This window comes from Tunturiibacter lichenicola (genome assembly GCF_051013355.1).
GTDB classification, from domain to species: Bacteria; Acidobacteriota; Terriglobia; order Terriglobales; family Acidobacteriaceae; genus Edaphobacter; species Edaphobacter lichenicola_F.
This window is the reverse complement of record NZ_CP132944.1, coordinates 449,133-468,023: the sequence shown is the minus strand read 5'-3', so window position 1 is coordinate 468,023 and position 18,891 is coordinate 449,133. Positions and strand designations below refer to the sequence as shown.

At 57.3% G+C, this 18,891-nt stretch carries 19 protein-coding genes; 4 read left to right on the top strand and 15 right to left on the bottom strand.

The annotated features are described in order from the left end of the window. Position 1: 1 nt before the first annotated feature. A complete protein-coding gene (gene cyoE / locus RBB82_RS01950; RefSeq protein WP_433973434.1) occupies positions 2-1,033 on the bottom strand; it encodes a heme o synthase in 1,032 nt (343 codons plus the stop codon). Then, entirely contained in the window at positions 1,014-2,813 is a 1,800-nt protein-coding gene (locus RBB82_RS01945) for a lysine--tRNA ligase (protein ID WP_433973433.1), read from the bottom strand. Before RBB82_RS01945 ends, cyoE begins: the two co-directional genes overlap by 20 nt. A 73-nt stretch (positions 2,814-2,886) precedes the next feature. On the opposite strand from RBB82_RS01945, the gene RBB82_RS01940 reads away from it, so the two are divergent. The 4 genes from RBB82_RS01940 (at position 2,887) to RBB82_RS01925 (ending at position 4,827) form a co-directional block, all read left to right on the top strand. Further along, positions 2,887-3,189 (top strand): AtpZ/AtpI family protein, encoded by a 303-nt coding sequence (locus tag RBB82_RS01940; RefSeq protein ID WP_433973432.1) that lies wholly within the window; start codon positions 2,887-2,889, stop codon positions 3,187-3,189. 22 nt (positions 3,190-3,211) lie between these two features. Next, a complete protein-coding gene (locus RBB82_RS01935; protein WP_433973431.1) occupies positions 3,212-3,622 on the top strand; it encodes an ATP synthase subunit I in 411 nt (136 codons plus the stop codon). A 44-nt stretch (positions 3,623-3,666) separates the two neighbouring features. Next, on the top strand, positions 3,667-4,398 hold the full coding sequence (atpB, locus tag RBB82_RS01930) for a F0F1 ATP synthase subunit A (RefSeq protein WP_433973430.1): 732 nt from the start codon (positions 3,667-3,669) through the stop codon (positions 4,396-4,398). A 129-nt stretch (positions 4,399-4,527) separates the two neighbouring features. After that, complete coding sequence (locus RBB82_RS01925; protein ID WP_260740272.1) at positions 4,528-4,827, top strand: ATP synthase F0 subunit C; 300 nt, start codon at positions 4,528-4,530, stop codon at positions 4,825-4,827. Positions 4,828-4,915: 88 nt separating this feature from the next. Here the strand turns inward: RBB82_RS01925 and RBB82_RS01920 are convergent, their stop codons facing one another. The 13 genes from RBB82_RS01920 to RBB82_RS01860 all read right to left on the bottom strand — a co-directional run bounded on the left by RBB82_RS01920 (position 4,916) and on the right by RBB82_RS01860 (position 18,848). Then, on the bottom strand, positions 4,916-6,436 hold the full coding sequence (locus RBB82_RS01920; RefSeq protein ID WP_433973429.1) for an NADH-quinone oxidoreductase subunit N: 1,521 nt from the start codon (positions 6,434-6,436) through the stop codon (positions 4,916-4,918). Further along, positions 6,437-8,008: a complex I subunit 4 family protein gene (locus RBB82_RS01915; RefSeq protein ID WP_433973428.1), complete on the bottom strand. Its 1,572-nt coding sequence runs from the start codon at positions 8,006-8,008 to the stop codon at positions 6,437-6,439. Positions 8,009-8,067: 59 nt separating this feature from the next. Then, positions 8,068-10,110 (bottom strand): NADH-quinone oxidoreductase subunit L, encoded by a 2,043-nt coding sequence (nuoL, locus tag RBB82_RS01910; protein ID WP_433973426.1) that lies wholly within the window; start codon positions 10,108-10,110, stop codon positions 8,068-8,070. Positions 10,111-10,115: 5 nt separating this feature from the next. Next, on the bottom strand, positions 10,116-10,427 hold the full coding sequence (gene nuoK / locus RBB82_RS01905; RefSeq protein WP_433973425.1) for an NADH-quinone oxidoreductase subunit NuoK: 312 nt from the start codon (positions 10,425-10,427) through the stop codon (positions 10,116-10,118). Positions 10,428-10,429: 2 nt separating this feature from the next. After that, positions 10,430-10,936 (bottom strand): NADH-quinone oxidoreductase subunit J family protein, encoded by a 507-nt coding sequence (locus RBB82_RS01900; RefSeq protein ID WP_433973424.1) that lies wholly within the window; start codon positions 10,934-10,936, stop codon positions 10,430-10,432. 106 nt (positions 10,937-11,042) lie between these two features. Continuing rightward, a complete protein-coding gene (nuoH, locus tag RBB82_RS01895) occupies positions 11,043-12,101 on the bottom strand; it encodes an NADH-quinone oxidoreductase subunit NuoH (protein WP_433973423.1) in 1,059 nt (352 codons plus the stop codon). Between the two features lie 47 nt (positions 12,102-12,148). Beyond that, the gene (locus tag RBB82_RS01890) at positions 12,149-14,551 is read right to left on the bottom strand and encodes a molybdopterin-dependent oxidoreductase (RefSeq protein ID WP_433973422.1); all 2,403 of its coding nucleotides are present in this window, start codon (positions 14,549-14,551) and stop codon (positions 12,149-12,151) included. Positions 14,552-14,554: 3 nt separating this feature from the next. Continuing rightward, the gene (nuoF, locus tag RBB82_RS01885; RefSeq protein WP_433973421.1) at positions 14,555-15,871 is read right to left on the bottom strand and encodes an NADH-quinone oxidoreductase subunit NuoF; all 1,317 of its coding nucleotides are present in this window, start codon (positions 15,869-15,871) and stop codon (positions 14,555-14,557) included. Beyond that, on the bottom strand, positions 15,871-16,380 hold the full coding sequence (nuoE, locus tag RBB82_RS01880; protein WP_433973420.1) for an NADH-quinone oxidoreductase subunit NuoE: 510 nt from the start codon (positions 16,378-16,380) through the stop codon (positions 15,871-15,873). The genes nuoF and nuoE overlap by 1 nt, the downstream gene beginning before the upstream one ends. Next, positions 16,373-16,675: a transcriptional regulator gene (locus RBB82_RS01875; RefSeq protein ID WP_433973419.1), complete on the bottom strand. Its 303-nt coding sequence runs from the start codon at positions 16,673-16,675 to the stop codon at positions 16,373-16,375. The genes nuoE and RBB82_RS01875 overlap by 8 nt, the downstream gene beginning before the upstream one ends. 6 nt (positions 16,676-16,681) lie before the next feature. Beyond that, complete coding sequence (nuoD, locus tag RBB82_RS01870) at positions 16,682-17,950, bottom strand: NADH dehydrogenase (quinone) subunit D (RefSeq protein ID WP_433973418.1); 1,269 nt, start codon at positions 17,948-17,950, stop codon at positions 16,682-16,684. Next, entirely contained in the window at positions 17,950-18,441 is a 492-nt protein-coding gene (locus RBB82_RS01865; protein ID WP_433973417.1) for an NADH-quinone oxidoreductase subunit C, read from the bottom strand. The genes nuoD and RBB82_RS01865 overlap by 1 nt, the downstream gene beginning before the upstream one ends. Further along, on the bottom strand, positions 18,441-18,848 hold the full coding sequence (locus RBB82_RS01860; RefSeq protein WP_433973416.1) for an NADH-quinone oxidoreductase subunit A: 408 nt from the start codon (positions 18,846-18,848) through the stop codon (positions 18,441-18,443). The genes RBB82_RS01865 and RBB82_RS01860 overlap by 1 nt, the downstream gene beginning before the upstream one ends. Positions 18,849-18,891 lie beyond the last annotated feature (43 nt).

Sequence of the window (18,891 nt, the reverse complement as noted above, 5' to 3'; positions counted from 1 at the left end):
TCTAAAAGATGAGGCGTCCTTTGGCGTCAAGCATCATGGCGGCTAGGAGGAGCGGAAGATAAATAACGGAAAAACGAAGGAGATTGCGAGCTACAAGGAGGGATGCATCGGACACTGGGTCGCGTGTGATTCGCGCAAAGCGGATGGTGTACCAAAGGTAGCCGAGGCCAAGGACAGTCGCAACGGTAGCGTAGACGTAGCCGGTGGAGTGGAGTACAGCTGGCCAAAGGCTAACCGGAATCATGAGGGCTGCGTAGAAGAGCGCTTGTATGGCTGTGCTCTGCGCGGCGTACTGAGTGTTAGGAAGGTTTGTTGTGAGCCGAATACCGGCGCGCGCGTAGTCTTCTCGATACATCCAGCCGATGGCCATGAAGTGTGGGAACTGCCAGACGAAGAGGATGGCGAAGAGAGCGACGCCGGGCCACTCGATCATGCCGCGGGCTGCGGTCCAGCCTATGAGGGGCGGAAGCGCTCCGGGAAAGGCTCCGATGAAGGTATTGATGGTGGTGACGCGCTTGAGCGGAGTGTAGATTGCAACGTAGCCGACTGCGGTGAGCAGAGTGAGAGTTCCGGTGAGAAGGTTGGTTGTAAAGGCAAGGTAAGCGGAGCCGAGAAAGGTTGCTGCGAAACCAAGAATGAGACCGTGTGAGAGAGAGATGCGTCCGGCGGCCATGGGACGGTCAAAGGTGCGGTTCATCAGCGCGTCAGACTTCCGTTCGAGAGCCTGATTGAGCGCACTGGAGCCGCAGGTGACGACGGCGATGGCGACGAGAGCCTTAAGTCCGTCGATCTGGAATGGGCTGATGCCGCTGCGAAGACAGCCGAGATAAAAACCGGCTCCCGCGGTGATGATGACCATAGTGGAGATGCGGACTTTGAAGAGCGTGGCGTAGTCAGCGAGCAGGGAGTGGGGCTTCGCTGTCGCAAGTACGTTATCGGTTGTTGCGGAGGTAGCCACGGTATAAGGATAACTCGTTTGGGGCCGCGCGACGGGCAACGCAGCCCCTATCGGGCTATTCTGCCGACTCTCCATGTTTGGCTTCCAGAGCAGTGACTTGTTTGGTCTGGGCTTCCGCTAGAGGGCGGAGGAGAGGAAAGAGGATGACATCGCGAATGGATTTGGAGTTGGTCAGGAGCATGGTGAGACGGTCGATACCGATGCCTTCGCCAGCGGTGGGTGGGAGGCCATAGCCGAGGGCGCGAACGTAGTCTTCATCCATCTGATGGGCCTCGTTGTCACCGCGTTCCTTCTCCGTCATCTGTTGTTCGAACCGTGCGCGTTGGTCGTCGGGGTCGTTGAGCTCGGAGAAGGCATTACCGACTTCAAAGCCGCCAATGTAAAACTCGAAGCGTTCGACCCAGTTAGGTTCGTCGGGCTTTTTCTTGGACAAGGGACTAACGGCGAGCGGGAAGTCATAGATGATCGTGGGTTGAATCAATGGCTCTTCCCATTCGTCGCTCCACTTCGATGCGGACTTGATCGACTCAGCTCTCAACTCGAAGAAGTCCGAGATCGCTTTGCCGTAAGGAACACTGAGTTTTTCCATAAGTTCAAAGAGAACGAAGTGGCAATCGCCGCCCAGTTCATTGAGTACTCGCCCATCTGCGACTTCTGGTGAAGCCAGCTTTTCTCCTTCGGTTAGCAAGGTCCTAAATTTGGACTCTGAAGAAAAATCGTCCATTGTGGGCTGAATCGGCGCATTTTTCGGCCACCATTTGATGATGGCCTCGCGCATGGAAAGCCTCGTCCACTTACTCAGATCGATTTCATGGCCGTTAAAGGCGGTCTGAAGAGAACCATTCACTTCTGTAGCGACGAAGGTTACAAGCTCCTCAGTGAGCTTCATCAGATCGTGATAGTTAGCGTACGCCTGGTAGAACTCGAGCATGGTGAACTCGGGGTTGTGACGTGTGCTGATGCCTTCGTTACGGAAGTTACGGTTGATCTCGTAGACGCGATCGAGGCCGCCGACAACTAGCCGCTTCAGATAGAGTTCGGGTGCGATGCGGAGAAAGAGATCGAGATCGAGCGCATTGTGGTGCGTGATAAACGGTTGCGCCGCGGCCCCTCCCGCGATCTGGTGCATCATGGGAGTTTCGACTTCGAGATACTCGCGACGATCAAAGAATTTGCGGATGGCTCGAAGGATGGCAGCGCGCTTGACGAAGACCTCGCGGACATTGGGGGTTTCAGGTTCGGCGGCTGCGGGAGCAGGCTGTGATCCATCACCAGGTTCTGTTGCAGCGGCTTTGGCAGCGCCTGTGTTCATGAAGAGATCGACATAACGCTGGCGATAGCGAAGCTCGGTGTCTTCGAGTCCGTGGTATTTGTCTGGTAGCGCTAGCATCGCCTTGGCAAGGAATGTCAGGGCGGGCAGGTTGTCGAAGCTGCCGACGTGGACGGTGAGCTCGCCGGTTCGTGTGCGGAAGAGATGGCCATGGACACCAATGTGGTCGCCCAAGTCGAGGAGCTTGTAGATAGCGAAGGCGTTTTCTCCGACGTCGTCCTTGCGAACGTAGATCTGGAAGCGTTGACCACCCTGCTGGAGCTGCGCGAAACCAGCTTTACCCTGGACGCGGATGGCCATGATGCGGCCGGCGATACTGACGCGGATAGGATTCGCGTCAAGCTGCTCAGCGGTGAAGTCGTTATAGGCAGCGCGGAGCTCTGGAATGGTGTGGCTGGCGGCGTAGCTATTGGGGTAGGTTGCCTGCGCATAGCTGAGGCCGTCGAGCTGACCGAGGGCGGCTATCTGCTGAAGCTTGTCACGGCGCTGCTGGTAGAGATTTTTTTCGAACTCCGACTCGTACACTATGGATCCTTTGGCTGGATGTTGCTGACATCTCAGTATAGCGAGGTGTTGGCAGATCTCTGGCGAGACAAATATGCCCTTTGAAGGGTATGCGTGGTGTAATAGTCCTTCTATGGCGGACGATGGAGCAGGGAACAACGGTAACGCATCTGGTGGCGGGGGGAAGGGTGCGCTCGGAGACCTGGTGAAGGCCGAGTCGATGATTCAGTTGGCGCTTGCGCTACCGGCTGGGTGCGTGATTGGCTGGTTGGGGGGGAGTTGGCTGGACCATCACTTTCATCAGAGCTGGATCGCGATTGTGGGGATCCTGTTGGGGGCGGCAGCGGGGTTTGTGCAGATATTCAGGACAGCGTCGCGATATATAAAACGCGGCTGAAGAGATAAATGAGGGCAGGGAAGTGAGAACGTTGGAGAATTTCAGCGACGCGGACTTTCAGCGAACGATTTTGAGCGCGCTGCGGCTATTGGTGATCATTACGGTATTGGCAGCGCCGTTGGTGTGGTGGAAGCTGGGATGGCAATCTGCCGTTTTGCTACTGGTGGGCACGCTGATCTCGGGGTCGGGGCTGTTCGAGTGGCTGCGCCTGATGACGGCCGTTATGGTGCGGATGGATGGCGGCGGAAAGGCAAAGCCGATGGGGTTGCTCCTGTTCGGTTTCTTCTTGCGCCTAGGGCTGACCGTGGTGCTTCTTTATGTTAGCCTTAAGGTTCTGAATGGTTCGGTCTACGCGCTTGCCGCTGGCCTCGCTCTGGGTGTGTTCGCACTCACGATTGAAGGTTTGAGGCTGATAAAGGCGTGGACGGTCTAGACCGGGCATTCGTGACTTCCGAAACAGAATTACTGATTTTCTATATGCCAACACAGTTACTACTTACCAGAATTCTGAATCAGTACTTTGCCGCGCCCGTGACGGCGTTTCTGAGTGCTTTGCATGTGCACCCGACCTATCCCCAGGCTCCGATCACGAATGCATTCGCGATGGAGTTGCTGGTGTTTCTGGTCCTGGTTGCCTACTTCGCCCTGGTGCGGGTGTCGCTGAACGTTGAAAAACCAGGCGGCGTGCAGCATCTGGCGGAGATGACTCACGAGTTTGTCTCGGAACAGGGCGAGCAGATCATCGGCCATGGATACGAGCGATTTGTAAGCTACCTAACGGCGCTGTTTTTGTTCATTCTACTGAGCAATCTGCTCGGCCTAATCCCGGGTCTCGAGTCGCCGACTGCGAACGTCGTTGTGCCGCTGGGGTTTGCGATCATTACCTTCCTTTACTACCACTACCATGGTGTCCGGGAGAATGGCGTTGCGTATATTAAGCAGTTTCTCGGTCCGGTCTGGTGGTTGTACCCGTTGCTGCTTCCGATCGAGATCATCTCGCACTTTGCGCGTGTCCTGTCGCTGACCGTCCGGTTGTACGCGAATATGTTTGCCGGTGACCTGCTGACCATCGCGTTCTTCTCGCTGATTCCGATTGGAATTCCTCTGGTGTTTCTGGGGCTGCATCTCGGTGTGGCAGTTATTCAGGCTTACGTGTTCATGCTGCTGGCGGCGATTTATCTGTCACTCGCAGTGGCACACGATCACTAGAAATTTTGAGCTTCGCTGCTTGGGGCCTCCTCTCGCAGTGTGCAACAACGCCGCATAGCGTGAGGGTGCCAGCACGGTGAGCATCAACCACCCACTGGCGGCGTATCCAACGGAGGCAGGAGTAACACCATGAAGAAGTTGCAATATCTGTTTATGTCGTTGGCCGCGATGCTGCTTGCAACGCCGGCTTTTGCGCAGGGTGGCGAAGTTGCCAACCAGTGGGTTCCGCTGGCTGCAGGTCTGGGCATGGCCCTCGCGGCTGGTCTTTGCGGCCTGGGTCAAGGTAAGGCGACCGCTTCAGCAACCGAGGCGCTGGCACGTAACCCGGGCGCACGTCCTGGAATCTTTATTTTCCTGATTCTTGGCCTCGCGTTCATCGAGTCGCTTGCACTCTTCACGTTCGTCATCATCTTCCTGAAGGTAAAGTAAGCTTTCAACGATTGAAGTTTGTAGCAAGGAAAAGCCTCCGCGACTCGCGGAGGCTTTTCCTTCCTTGTTGTTGGCTAGCTATCGCTGCCTATTTGACGTCGAAGTCGAGCTGCAGGTGACAGTTGTCAGGAGACGCCGCACACTCCTGGCGGCCTTGTTCGATCAAGGTCGAGTGGCTGGCGAACTCCGCGAAGGAGACAGCGCCGTTGGGCAGAATTCCGAGAGCCAGGGTCGCAACCGCAGCAAGGGCCAGGCCGACGGCCGCAGGGACGCTGATTGGGCGAAGCTGTTCGAGGCGGGTGCTCTCAGTGCCGGGCCGTGTGTAGACGGTGGCCAGCAGACGCAGATAGTAGAAGCATGCGACGCCGCTGTTGAGCAAACCGATGACAGCGAGCCAAACGTTACCGCCGTGGATTGCAGCAGAAAATACGTAGAACTTGCCGAAGAAGCCGCCGGTGAAGGGGATTCCTATCAACGAGAGGAGGAACAGGGAGAGCAGCGCGGCAAGATACGGACGCTTCTGGGCCAGTCCTGTGTAATCGTCGATGGTGCGGACGCGTTCGTCGTAGCCGCTGATCTGGGTGATGACCGCGAAGGCCCCGACATTCATTGCGGAGTAGGTCGCAGTATAGAAACAGGCCGCGGCGATACCGTCGAAGGGGAAGGCGGTGAAGGCGACAAGAAGATAGCCGGCGTTGGCAATGCTGGAGTAAGCAAGCATACGCTTGACGTCGCGCTGTAGCAGGGCTCCTAGATTTCCTATCGTCATGGATAGCGCAGCCAGGCACCACATGAGGATGGACCAACGATGCTGGTAGACCGGGAAGCTGGTGAAGGTAATGCGAAGCAGGACGGCAAAGGCCGCTGCCTTCGGCGCAGTCGACATAAGACCGACGACCGGGGCGGGCGCGCCCTGGTAGACATCCGGAGTCCAGACGTGAAAGGGAGCAGCGGACACCTTGAAACCAAGGCCAATCAGGATCAGCGCCAGCGCGGTAAAGGCGAGGGCTGGGGTCGTAGTGGTCTCAAGGCCGTGGGCGATTGCGTAGACGTTGGTCGAGCCCGTGGCACCGAAGGCCAAGGCTACGCCATAGAGGAAAAAGGCTGTAGCGAAGGAGCCGAGCAGGAAATACTTGATAGAGGACTCGGTACCTGTTGCCTGACCCTTGCGAAAGCCGCACATGATGTAGGTGGAGATCGAGGAAATCTCCAGACCGACAAATACCATCAAAAGTTCGACCGAACAGGTCATCAGCATCATGCCCACGGTGCCGAAGAGTGTGAGTGCGAAGTACTCTCCGGTGTGGCTGGCGTTGCCTTCGAAGTAGTCCAGTGAGCCAAGGAGCGTTACAAGCAAGACCGAACCGATAACAAAGTGAAAGAGGATCGAAAAGGCGTCAACCTGAATGGTTCCGTAGAAAGCGTGCACCGTTCCGAACTCGATCTGGTACCAGCTGGCAACGATAGAAAGAATCGTTCCGATGATGGCGAGCCACCCAAGCGGCTTGCGGCTGGCGTTGAGTTTGAGGCAGGGTTCGGCCAGCATGACGATGACGCTAGTGATGGTAAGGACCAACTCCGGTAGAAGGGCCAGGACGTTAGGGGACATTTACTTCTTGGCCTCCTGGGTGGCAGTTGTCTGCGACTGTTGGTCAACCGGACTGATGGAAGCAGCTGGTTCGGAGGGTAGCGGCTCTCGCGCAAGGTAGGTGCCGGCGGTATCGATCGCGCGCATCCAGTATGGAGAAGCGACTCCCATGAGCAGCATGATAGCGACTAACGGCCAGAGAGCGAGATGCTCGCGAGCGCTCACGTCTGGGACAGGAACGTCGGCGGTGTTTTCGTTGAGGTCGCCGTAGAAGACGCGCTGGATCATCCAGAGCATGTAGGACGCAGTGAAGATGACGCCGCTAGTACCAAGGACCGTCCACGCCACGTGGTGGGCAACGGCGGACTGCATAGAACCAGTAAGAACCAAAAATTCGCCGACAAAACCGTTCAGCATGGGTAGGCCGATCACCGACAGTGTCGTGATAACGAAAAGCGTCACCATCCATGGAAGTTTTGCAGCGAGGCCACCATAGTCACGCATGTCATAGGTGCCATAGCGTTCATAAAGAATGCCGAGAAGAATGAAGAAGGCTCCGGCTCCGATGCCCTCGTTGATTGTGGCGTATATACCGCCGTCGATCCCGGCGATCGTGAAGGTAAAGATGCCAAGAACAACGACGCTGACGTGCCCAAGGGTGCCGTAGGCTGCGAGTTGTTTCAGGTCCTTCTGCACCAGGGCGATGAGTGCGCCGTAGACGATACCGATGGCTCCGAGTGCGATCATCAAAGGTGCGATGTGGCGGGATTGTTCGGGAAAGATGCTGAACGAGAAGCGCAAAATCGAGTAGAGACCAAGTTTTCCGACCAGGACCATCACTGCAGCAGTGGGTGCTTCGGCGATAGCATCCGAGAGCCAGCCGTGAAGCGGGAACACCGGGACTTTCACGGCAAAGGCGACCAGAAAAGCGATCGAGGCCAGCCACAGTGCCGCGGAGTTGTTCGAGATGCTGTGGTTTGCGGCTAGCTGGGCGAGGTCAGGAAGCTGGAAGGTGCCAGTACGGGCGTAGACCCAGAGCATACCGACGAGCAAGATCGCTGATGGAATAAAGGTGTAGAGGAAGTACTTGATAGCGGCGCGGCGACGATTCGAGGAGCGTCCGAAGGTGGCGATAAGCAGCGTCATCGGGACTAGTGAGAACTCCCAGAACGCATAGTAGAGGAAGAGGTCGAGCGAGACGAAGATGCCGAGCATCGCGACCTGCTGGAGAAGAAAGAGAGTGTAGTAGAGCTTCTTGCGGTCGCCAATCGTATTCCAGGAGACGAGGACACCGAGTGGCGCGAGGAAGCCGGTGAGCACGATGAGCCACATGGAGAGGCCATCGACGCCGAGGTGGTAGCGGATGGCAGGGGATCTGATCCAATCGTAGTTCTGCTCGTACTGGAAGGTTCCTGCGGCTGCGGAGTAGTCGTAATGGGCGGGCAGGTGTAAGGTGCAGAGGAAGGTGATCAGCGTGACGACCAGTGCGCCCCACTGCATCAGCTTGCCTCTATCGGGCATGAGCGCCAGCAGGACCGCGCCCGCGAGGGGGACAAAGATCAAGACGGTCAGGATGGTGTGGTCTATATTCATCGCGGGTTCATCGTTTCCTTTGGTGCAACATAAGCGCGGTCCTGCGTGAGGCGAATTCTTTAGTGCATCCAGATGGAGCGGCCGAAGATCATGACGAGCAGAACGGCGGCGGCTCCAAGGGCCAGCCAGCCAGCGTAAGAGCGAATATTGCCGGATTGAATACGGCGGACAAGTGAACTGAAACCTTTGGTGGTCGCGCCAGCAGCTGCGCCGAAGCCATTGACGACGCCTCCATCGACTACGCCGCCGAGGAAGAGCCGGGTGAACATCAGCAGCGGGGTAACAATGAGAGCGCTGTAGATCTCGTCGATGTAGAACTTGTTTGTGACCAGGTTGTAAAGTGCAGGGGCGCGTTCGGCGAGAGCCGCTGCGGTGCCTGGCTTTTTGCAGTAGAAGACGTAGGCGAAGAAGATGCCGACGAGGGCAGTGAGAACGGAGACTGCCGAGAGAAGCAGCTCCAAGCCACTGCTCCCGGTTGTGACTGCAACGTCTTTTGCGTTATTGGCAAAGACGGGATCAAGGAAGTGCTCGATCTCGTTATGGCCTCCCATAGCAGCGGGAACACCAACCCATCCGCCAATGACAGAGAGAATCGCGAGGATAACGAGGGGGAAGAGCATAATCCAAGGGGATTCGTGGACGCCATGCTGGTGACTTTCTTCGTGGTCGGCCACCATGACCGCATGGCTGCCAGCGTGAGTGTGGACGGCGGCTCCGTGGTCGTGTATATCGGCATGCTCTTCGAAGTGTTCGGGGCCAAAAAAGGTCTTGAACCAGAGGCGGAACATGTAGAACGCGGTCATTCCGACGGTGACGAGGCCGATAAACCAGGGAATTTTGCCGAGCGAGTTGTGTGAGACGAAAGCCTGATAGAGAATATCGTCCTTGGAGAAGAACCCTGCCCAAGGGGGCAGGCCGGTGATGGCGAAAACACCCATCGTCATTGTCCAGAAGGTGATGGGAATGCGCTTGCGGAGGCCACCCATTTTGCGCATGTCCTGCTGGCCCGAGAGGGAATGAATGACGGAACCGGCGGCGAGGAAGAGCAGCGCCTTGAAGAAGGCATGAGTGACGAGGTGGAAGATGCCGGCGGTGTAAGCTCCGACTCCGCACGCCAGGAACATATAGCCGAGCTGCGAGACAGTGGAGTAGGCGAGAACCCGCTTGATGTCCTGTTGCACCATGCCGATACAGGCCGCAAATATGCAGGTAACAGCTCCAATGATGGCGACGACGCCTAGAGCGTAGGGGCTGCGGTCGAAGAGCACATGGCAGCGAGCGACCATGTAGACGCCGGCCGTCACCATTGTCGCCGCATGAATCAGCGCAGAGACAGGAGTGGGGCCTTCCATCGCGTCGGGGAGCCAGATGTAGAGGGGAATCTGAGCAGACTTGCCGACTGCTCCAAGGACAAGCAGGAGAGCGATTGCCGTCAGGATGCCGCCATGCCATTCAGGATTAACCGTGATCGCTTGAAAGACATGGGTGAAATCGAGGGAGCCGAAGTGATCAACCAGCAGGAACATCGCGAGCAGGAAGCCGAAGTCTCCAATGCGGTTGACGATGAAGGCTTTCTTGCCCGCGTTCGCGGCGGAGTCCTTCTTGAAGTAGAAGCCGATTAGCAGGTACGAGGCGAGACCAACGCCCTCCCATCCGACAAAGAGCAGAAGGAAGCTTTCGGCCAACACCAGCACCAACATGAAGAACATGAAGAGGTTCAGGTAGGCGAAAAATCGCCAGTAACCCTCTTCGTGTGCCATATACCCCACTGAATAGAGATGAATGAGGAAGCCCACACCCGTAACCACGCCGAGCATAATCAGAGTTAGGTGGTCGACGGTGAAAGCAAAGTCAATCTGAAGGCCGGTAATGGCGATCCACGGCTGGGAGACTACGCGGATAACCTCCGGAGCGCCATCTGCCTTCATGACGATCCAGAGCCACGCAACGATCGCCGCAGGAATAGCAGTGCAGATCAACGCGATTGCCGTGACCAGGGTTCGGGGCAGCTTGCGACCAATGGTTCCGTTGATCAGGAAGCCGGCGAAGGGAAGCAGCGGGATCAGCCAGAGATAGTCGGAGATCATAGAGACAGAGGGCATAGAGTTCACGATTTCATCAGGTCGATCTGGTCGACGTTCAGCGTCTGGCGTGTGCGGAAGATGGCGATGATGATCGCAAGGCCGACGGCAGCCTCGGCGGCCGCGACGACCATTACGAAGAAGACGAAGATCTGTCCGGAGACCTGGTGCCACATGTGCGCAAACGCAACGAAGGTCAGGTTGACTGCGTTGAGCATCAACTCAATCGACATGAAGATAGTGATGAGGTTGCGTTTGATAAGAAATGCCGCAACGCCAACGGAGAAGAGCACGGCTGCGAGGATAAGGTAAGCAGCGATTGGAACCTGTGTGGACATGGCTAGTGCTCCTTTCGCGCGAGCGCGACGGCTCCGAGGATTGCTACAAGGATGAGGATAGAGGTGACTTCGAACGGAAGCAGAAGTTTGGTGAAGAGGATGGTGCTGATCTCGGAGATGTTGCTGGTGATGTGGTTGAGATAGCCACCGATGTTGGTTGTGCCGAGGGCGTGGCGCTCCGAAAGAAAGACGTAGCTTAGCAGACAAAAGATGGCTGCGGCACCGGGGAAGCCTACGATGTAGGCGGCACGGCTTCCAGTGGTGCGTTCCTCTTCGCCGGCGTTCAGCAGCATGATGACGAAGACGAAAAACACCATGATGGCACCGGAGTAGACGATGACTTGCGAGGCGGCGAGGAACTCTGCCCCGAGCGACCAGTAAAGGACGGCGAGTGACATCATCACAACAACCAGCGAGAGAGCGCTGTTGATCGGATGACGCTGCAGGAGGAGGTTGAGTGCTCCTGCGACCGCCAGCACGCCAAAGATGAGAAAGAGTACGAGTTGCATGATCTTTCGCGGTTCCTTTTTGAATCTCGTGAACCTTGTTAAGTCGCTTTGAAACTATCGGGCTATCTGCTGATTGTAAAACACCTTGGTGCGTACTTCGTTTGAACTAACTGCGCAGTGCGATGACGAGACTGGTAATGATGATGTTGGCCATGGCTACGGGCAACAGGAACTTCCAGCCAAAGCTCATCAGTTGATCGTAGCGGAAGCGAGGCAGCGTGCCACGCACCCAGATAAAGAGCAGGAGGAATCCGAGCACCTTGACGACGAACCACAGAATTGGCACGATGGCGGCGAGAATTGGGCTGCTGAAGTCGGGGAACAAGTGGCCAAAGGGGCTGGACGCGCCACCGAAGAACAGCAGGGTAGCGACGCAGCTGACGGTGATCATGTTGGCATACTCAGCCATGAAGAACATGGCGAACTTCATGGAGCTGTACTCGATGTGATAACCGGCAACAAGTTCGGATTCGGCCTCCGGCAGATCGAAGGGGGCGCGATTTGTCTCAGCATAGGCGGCCATGATGTAGACGAAGAAGGCAACAAACTGGAAACCGCCAAAAAAGTTCCAGGAGAGTAAACCGTGAGCGCCCTGGCTGTTGACGATGTCGCGCAGGCTGAGGGACTGAGCGCGAAGCACAACGCCTACCAGAGAGAGGCCAAGCGCGAGCTCATAGCTAATCATCTGCGAGGTTGCGCGTAGGCTGCCGAGGAGGGCGAATTTGTTGTTCGACGACCAGCCCGAGAGCGCGATGCCGTAGACGCCGATGGAGGTGATGCCGAGGATGACCAGGAGGCCGATGTTGAGGTCGGCGATGTTGAACATCTCTACGCCCTTGACGGTCTGCACACCGCCGAAGGGAACTACGGCGATGGAAATCAGCGCGCACGCCAACGCAATAACGGGAGCAAGGAGGAAGAGTGGGCGTTCGACGGCAGTGGGCATTAGATCTTCCTTAAGGAAGAGCTTGATGCCGTCAGCCAGCGGCTGCAGCATACCGAAAGGTCCGACGCGGGAGGGCCCCCAGCGGTTCTGGATGCGACCCAGGACCTTGCGCTCCAGCAGAACCGTGTAGGCGACCGCCATCAGGGTGATGACGAGGACGACCACAACCTTGAGGATGCTGAGCAGCAGAAACGTCTGAAATGGGCTGAGGTGGCTCACGGTCTTGGGTTTGGCTCCTGTTTAAATCTTCGTCAGTGTCGAACTACTTAGTCTGCTGCGGTCTGGATCTGAGTGAGGCCGGTTGGAGGACGAAGGCTCTCGTTGTGCTGCAGGTCAGAGAGCATGGTGGAGTAGCGGCCCAGAGTGCCCGAGGTGAACAGTGTATCCTTCGCCGGGAAGACGAGGTCGCGACGGTTACCGATCTGCACAAGATCTGTCAGGACTGCTGGCTGCAGATGCTGATCGTTCCCGCTGAGTAGTTGGAGACGGAGCAGGTTGTACCCCGGAACCAGCCGCTGAATCTCGTCGAGAATGGCGAACGGATCGAATGGGCTGAGCCTGGGCTCCATGTTATTGGCCGTGAGCCACACGGCATGGCGGTCAGCCTCGCCGGAGTGCGCGCCACGGGACTGGCCCATATCCGCGTGAGTGCCTTTGCCGAAGGGAACCAGCTCGCGCATGTTTGCCCCCATCTTATCGGCGATGCGGACGATCAACTCAAAGTCGGTTCGAACACCCGCACGATCGCCGGCCTTGTTGACCAGTTGCAGGTCCCCGTAGCTGTTCGTGACGGAGCCGGATTTTTCGTAGAGGTTTGCGGCCGGAAGGATTACGTCGGCGAGGGCTGCGGTCTCGGTGAGGAACATGTCCTGCACAACGACGAAGGTGTCCTTCAGGGACGAAGGATCGATCTCATAGCGGGATACAGGGTTCGAGCCGACGACATAAAGAGCCGACAGCTCGCCGCGTCCGGCTGCTTCGAAGATCTCAAGCATGTCCATGCCCGGCTCAGCGGGAGTTTTGTACTCAGCAAAGGTGGTGTTGCCTGCGAGCGGAGTGTAACCGGGCAGCATATTGGGAAGAAGGCCCATGTCGGCCGCACCGCGCGAGTTGGCGTAGTCGGAGATGAGGGCGAACTTCCGGTTCGGCATCGTAGTGCCGAATGCCAGAAGGCGTTTGAGGTCAGAGCCGGTGAACTCCGAGCCGAGTAGAACGAGGAGTTGCTCTTCGGCGCGGACCGCGTTGCGGAAGTTGTGGAAAGAGCTTGCATCTGCCCCGGGGTGCGTGAGGGATTCCACAGCGCTGTCGTCTCCAGCAATGAAGCTGGCGAGCGCACCGTAGCTGTCCGGAGCGATGTGCGCGAAGGCCTTGGCCTGACGGCGCAGCTTGATCTCGGCCGAGTTCGCGATGTAGAGACGTGCGTGATGATTGCGGACGTTGGTGCGAATGTTCCACGCAGTGGCGGGTGCCTGGATGGTGGGGTCGCCGCCGAGGATCATGATAGCCGGAGCAGTCTTGGTATCGTTCAGCGAGGCGGCGCGGCCGGTCGTTCCAGCCAGAGCTTGCGCAAAAGAGATGTAATCGGCCGTGCGATGGTGATCGATGTTGTTGGTTCCGAGCACGGTGCGCGCGAACTTCTGCAGCAGATACGCCTCTTCATTGGTCGTGCGGTTTGAGCCAATGACACCGATAGTCTTGCCACCGCGAGTGTCGCGCAACTCGCGAAACTTCTTGCCGACGTGGTCGAGTGCAACCTCCCAGCTAACGGGCTTCATCTCACCGTTAGGCTGGCGGACCAGAGGCTGAGTGATGCGGTCTTCGTTATTCGCGAAGTCGAAGGCGTAGCGACCTTTATTGCAGAGGAAATCTACGTTGATGCCGGATTTATCGCGATTGTCGCCGCGGACGATCTCGCTCCCGTCGGAGGTGCTGCGTACGCCAAGGGTGGTCTTGCAACCATCGCCGCAGTGGGTGCAGATAGTGGAGACGTGATTCATCTCCCACGGGCGTGTCTTGTAGCGGTAGGTGCCAGAGGTCAACGCGCCGACGGGGCAGGCATCGATGCACATGCCGCACTGCTCGCAGTCCACATGCGCGAGGTTGTCGGGCGACATATCGGCGGGGACGTTTGGAGCGATGACCGAGGAGCTGCCTCGGTTCTGAATGCCGAGGGCGAAGACGTCCATCCCTTCGCCGCACATGCGAATGCAGCGGTAGCAGAGGATGCAGCGCGGGCGATCGAAATAAACGACGGGCGACCACTTCTGCTCTTCGCGGTGGTTTTTGGGCTCGGTGTAGAAGCTCTCCGCTGCACCGTACTTGAAGGTCATGTCTTGCAGCTCGCATTCGCCACCAGCATCGCAGACCGGGCAGTCGAGCGGATGATTGCCAAGGAGCAGTTGCAGGGTGGCCTTGCGAGCCTGAACTATCTCGGGGGTCTCGGTCTGAACGACCATTCCTTCTGCGACGGGTGTAGTGCAAGCGGTCTGAAGCTTGGGCATCTTCTCGATGCGCACGACGCACATGCGGCAGGCTGCCTGGAGCGACAAGCCAGGATAGTAGCAGAAGGCGGGGATCTCAATACCCGCGGACTTGCAAGCTTCAAGGAGAAGAGTGCCTGCCGGGGCGGTGAGTTTGTTTCCGTCTACAGTAAAAGTTACGTCTGCCATGGCTTAATGTGCTCCAACCAGCTGTTCAACGGTGATGATGGGGGTCCCGGCCTTGTGGCCTTCAATATAGTCTTCAAACTCTTTGCGGAATTTTTTGACAAAAGCGATGGTAGGCATCGCGGCCGCATCGCCGAGCGGGCAGAAGGTGCGGCCCAGCATGTTTTCCGCCAGGTATTGAACGTTGTCGACGTCTTTCTTATTGCCGCCACCGTTATAGACGCGGGTTAGAGTCTTCTTGATCCAGTCCGTGCCTTCGCGGCAGGGAATACACCAGCCGCACGATTCATGTTGATAAAAAGCGATCGTACGAAGAGCGAATTCGACGATAGACACGGTCTCGTCGAGCACAACGATCCCGCCCGAGCCAAGCATCGTGCCAGCTTTGCCCATCTGGTCGAAGTCAAGGCCAACATCGATCTCTTCCGGCAACATGACCGGGCAGCTTGAGCCGCCGGGAACGACTGCCTTCAGTTTTTTACCGTCCTTGATCCCACCGGCGACCTCATAGATTGCACGCTTGAGGTTGTAGCCCATGGGCAATTCGTAGACGCCTGGGCGCTCGACGTGGCCACTGATGCCGAAGAGTCGCGTTCCGCCGTTGCGCTCGCTGCCAAGCTTCGCATAAGCCTCGCCACCCATCAAAAGAATGTGTGGTGCATTTGCAATAGTCTCGGCATTGTTGATGACGGTTGGCCCGCCGTAGAGCCCGACGACTGCAGGGAAGGGAGGTTTGATGCGTGGCACTCCGCGCTTGCCCTCGAGCGACTCCATCAACGCCGACTCCTCACCAACCTCGTAGGCTCCTGCACCTGTCTGCGTGATGACGTCGAAGTCCACCCCCGTCCCGAAGATGTTCTTTCCGAGAAAGCCCTTGGCGTAAGCGTCAGCGACAGCCTTCTCGACGACTTTCAACAGGTAGCGATATTCGCCCCGCAGATAGATGAAGCCCAGCTTGGACCCGATGGCGAGGCCGGCGATCATGGTGCCTTCGATGACAGCGTGCGGATCGTGCAGGAAGATAACGTGATCCTTACAGGTGCCGGGCTCTGATTCGTCGCCGTTGACCAGGACGTACTTCGGCTTTTCGGCTTGCTTGGGAACAAAAGACCACTTCATTCCCGTAGGAAATCCTGCTCCCCCGCGGCCGCGCAGACCAGAAGCCTTCATCTGGTTGATGATCCAGTCGGGGCCCTCGGCGATAGCCTGCTGAACAGCTTTATAGCCGTCAAGTTCAATATATTTTTCGATATCGGCTGCGCCCATGCCGAACCGGCGCGAGACCACTTTTACTTCATCGGGATGAGAGACGAGTGCTGGCATTACTTCACGTCCTTTCCCTGGCCGTCGCGATACATCTGGAAGAGCACATCAACCTTTTCCGTGGTGAGATCGTCGTGGAAGTCGTAGTTGATCTGGATTGCGGGAGCCCAGCAGCAGGCGCCGATGCACTCAACCTCCTCTAAAGAGAAGATGCCATCCGAGGTCACCCCTTTATGACCGATCCCCAGCTTATCTTTGCAGTGGTCGAGAATTTCGTACCCGCCGCGCAGCATGCAGGAGATATTCGTGCACACCTGCACGTTGTACTTGCCAGCCGGCTTGGTGCGCAGCATGGAGTAGTACGAAAGCACGTTACGGACGTCCAACTCAAGAATGCCGATGCGCTGAGCAATCTCAGCGATCACTGCGTCAGAGACGTATCCGACCTCGTCCTGCGCGTACAGCAGCATGGGGACGAGCGCCGACCTCCTGAGTGGGTAGATGGTGACGAGTTTGTCGAAGCGCGCGGCCAGCTCCGGCGAAAAGATCGTATTGGCTAGTTCACTCACTCTGCATCATCTCCCGCGCCAGCCGTTCGGCGGCAAGGTCCATCTCTTCGGTGACGCCATTCAGTTTAACCGTTCCATCTTCTTCCATGTGGAAAGCAGAACGGCTTCCATCACTCAACTCCATCGCTTCGTGGGTAAAGCGAAGCCAGCGGCTGGCAACCCGAAGCGTAATCTCCTCTGCGCCGACTTCGACCACTGCATGATGCCGGCTATTCAATCCGTGGGCCGCTGCGTAAGAGCGAAGCAGCGAAGCCCACGAGGTCCAAAGTTCAGCTCTGAGGCGTGCATCGAGCATCAGAGGTTAGCGGTCGATCTCGCCGAGCACGATATCGATCGATCCGATGACGGCGACGACATCGGCGAGGAGACGGCCTTTGCACATAGTTTCCAACGCCTGCAGTGTTGCGAATCCCGGGTTCCGCATGTGGACGCGGTACGGCTTGGCGGTACCGTCCGAGACGACATAATAGTTCATCATGCCGTGCGGCGCTTCGACGGAGCTGGTAGCCTCGCCTGCCGGTACACCAAAGCCTTCGGTCACAATCTTGAAGTGATGGATGAGCGATTCCATCTGGGTCTTCATCTGTTCGCGATTCGGAAGGATGATCTTCGGCGCATCGGCCACAATGTGTCCTTCGGGAAGGCCATCCAGTGCCTGCAAACAGATCTTGACCGACTCCCGGAACTCCTGCATGCGAACGATATAGCGAGCCCAGACGTCGCCGATATTCGAGACAGGTACATTGAACTGGAACTTTTCGTAGCCCGAGTAGGGCATGTCGCGCCGAACGTCAAAGTCAATCCCAGAGGCCCGCAGCGGCGGTCCGGTAACGCCCAGCGCAATCGCATCTTCGGGCGAAAGGTAGCCTACGCCCTTGAGACGGTTGATCCATATGGGATTCGTCTGCAACAGACCCTCATACTCATCCACATGTGCGGGGAAGTTTTTGAGGAAGGTGCGGATCTTCTCGTAAATATCACGCGGTGGTTCAACACTAAGGCCACCGACGCGGACGTAGCTGGTCATCATGCGCTGGCCGGCTACCGCTTCAAAGATGCGCAACAGCTCTTCACGCTCGCGGAAGCAGTAGAGGAAGACGGTGAGCGCGCCGATGTCCATGGCATGCGTCCCGAGCCAGACGAGGTGCGACTGAATACGGGTCAGTTCGTTGAAGAGAACGCGAAGATACTGCGCCCGCTCAGGTATCTCCAGACCCAGCAACTTCTCTACCGCAAGACAGTAGGCAAGGTTGTTGGTCATGGGGCAGAGGTAGTCGATTCGGTCGGTAAGAGGGACGACCTGCTGGTAGAACTTGGCCTCGCAGGTCTTCTCGATACCAGTGTGCAGATATCCAATGTCGGGAGCCATCGCGACAACCGTTTCGCCATCAACTTCGACCACAAGCCGAAGCACGCCGTGGGTCGACGGATGCTGGGGCCCCATATTGATGATCATGGTCTGGTCGTTCGGCGGTGTGTTCTGACGATTGCGGGCAGAGTTTGCGATTACATCATCGATACCTGGATCGATCGCTGCAGCACCGGTGATCTCTTCAACTGGGGGAGTCATTAGCGGTAGCCCTCCACGGGGTAGTCCTTGCGTAGGGGATGCCCCTTCCAGTCCTCGGGCATCATGATGCGTCGCAGATTCGGATGACCTCCGAAGTGGACACCGAAGAGGTCAAAGACTTCGCGCTCGTAGAAGTTGGCGGCCGGCCAGATCGAAGTAATGCTGTCGAGGGAGGCTGCGTCGCTATCGAGACGAACTACGAGGCGTAGCCGCTCCTTCAGCGAGTGCGAAAGGATATGGTATGTGATCTGAAAACGCGGCTCGGAGGGGTACCAGTCAACAGCGGTTACATCTTCGAGGAAGTTGTAACCTGCCTTTTGAGCGGTCTTTCCGGCTGCGAGAATGTCTTCGCGAGCCACTGTAATGGTCAGTTCAGCGCGGTCAAATTTGGCATCTGTAGCGAGCTCAGCGAACGCCTTGACGGCAGCGTTCCCAGGAAGCGCCGCGAAGACAGCTTGCTTGCCCTTAATAGCAGAGGTGGGGTCGTACATTAGAGGTCCCCTTTATCGTCCGCCCAGTTCAGGATGCCTTTCTTCCAGACGTAGAAGAGGCCAACGGCAACGAAACCGAGATAGACGAGCATCTCGTAGAAGCCAAACATGCGAGAGCCAGTGATCCCGGGCAGACGGCGAAAGATTACGGCCCAGGGAAGCATGAAGACAGCTTCGACATCGAACAGGATGAACAGCATCGCGACCATGTAGAAGCGGACCGTGAAGCGGCCACGAGCGTCGCCAATCGGCTCCATTCCGCACTCGTACGCTCCGGCCTTGGTGCGTGAATTTTTATGTTTACCGATGAAAAATGAGGCACCCACCATGCCGACTGCGAGTCCAAGGGCGACCAGAATCTGCAGCACGAGTGGAAGGTAGTTCCAAATGTATGGGTAACTGTGCATGGCCATCTTCGACTCTAAGATTGCGGGTGGCAAGTGTCAAGCG